The organism is Stenotrophomonas sp. STEN031 (assembly GCF_056759975.1).
On sequence record NZ_JBRREA010000120.1, the window covers coordinates 1 to 1,220 of the forward strand.

At 62.9% G+C, this 1,220-nt stretch carries 1 protein-coding gene; it reads left to right on the forward strand.

Annotated elements, in window-relative coordinates:
- Positions 1-64: 64 nt before the first annotated feature.
- Positions 65-1,204, forward strand: a complete 1,140-nt coding sequence (locus tag ACVOLQ_RS22420) for an IS30 family transposase (RefSeq protein ID WP_164170565.1) — start codon at positions 65-67, stop codon at positions 1,202-1,204.
- The last annotated feature ends 16 nt before the right edge of the window (positions 1,205-1,220 follow it).

Consider the following 1,220-nt stretch of genomic DNA (forward strand, 5'->3'; position numbering starts at 1 on the left):
GCGGCGCTCTCAACCGGTCGATGCAACATCATAGGTGTTGCTGCTGACCGGGAGGGCAAGTGCGATGATGGGTCGACCTGGATTGTCATTGGCGCAGAAGCAGGCACTGTGGATGCGCTGGCGAGAAGGTGCTTCGTGCAGCGAGATTGCCCGTGATCTGGGCAAACATCCGGCTTCGGTATGGGGTGTGCTCGCCTCGCGAGGCGGTATCGCTCCAGCGCCTCGCACGCGCTCGCCTCGTACGCTGACGCTACATGAGCGTGAAGAGATCTCGCGCGGCCTGGCAGGCAGCCTTTCCCTGAGCGAGATTGCCAGGCGCTTGGGGCGACCAACGTCTACCGTCAGTCGCGAGGTGAGGCGCCACGGCGGCATCAAGGGGTATCGCGCGACGTGGGCCGATGAGCGCGCCTGGGATAACGCCCGTCGCCCGAAGCCTTGCCGTCTGGCCCGATATGGCACACTGCGGCGGCGGGTAGCAGGCAAGCTTTCGCTGCAATGGTCGCCCCAGCAGATAGCCCGCTGGCTGAAGCGGCATTTTCCTCATGACGAGACACATCAGGTGTCGCACGAGACCATTTACCGGAGCCTGTTCATCCAGGCGCGTGGCGTGCTGAAGAAGGAGCTGGTGGCTCATCTGCGCACCCATCGCCTGATGCGCCGCTCGCAGAAGGCCACACGCCAGCCACGAGGCGGTATCAGGGACGCCGTTTCCATCCGCGACAGACCTGCCGACGTATCGGATCGGGCCGTGCCCGGCCACTGGGAGGGCGACCTGCTCAGTGGTGCCAGGAACAGCCACATTGCCACGCTGGTGGAGCGACACTCGCGCTTCACGATGCTTGTCAAAGTCGATGGGAAGGACACGCAAAGCGTGGTCAGTGCGCTGAGTCGTCAGGTGCGTCGTCTGCCAGCGCGCCTGCGAAAATCACTGACATGGGATCGCGGCATGGAAATGGCCAGCCACCGCGACTTCACGATCGCCACGCAGGTGGCCGTGTACTTCTGTGATCCACAGAGCCCCTGGCAGCGCGGCAGCAACGAGAACACCAACGGGTTGCTACGCCAGTACTTCCCCAATGGAACGGATCTGTCGGTCTACTCGCAGGCGGAACTGAACAAAGTTGCGTTACGATTGAATCAACGTCCGCGACAGACATTGGACTTCATGACGCCGGCTGAGAAGCTCAGCCAGGCGTTGCAATGACCGGTTGAGAGCGCCG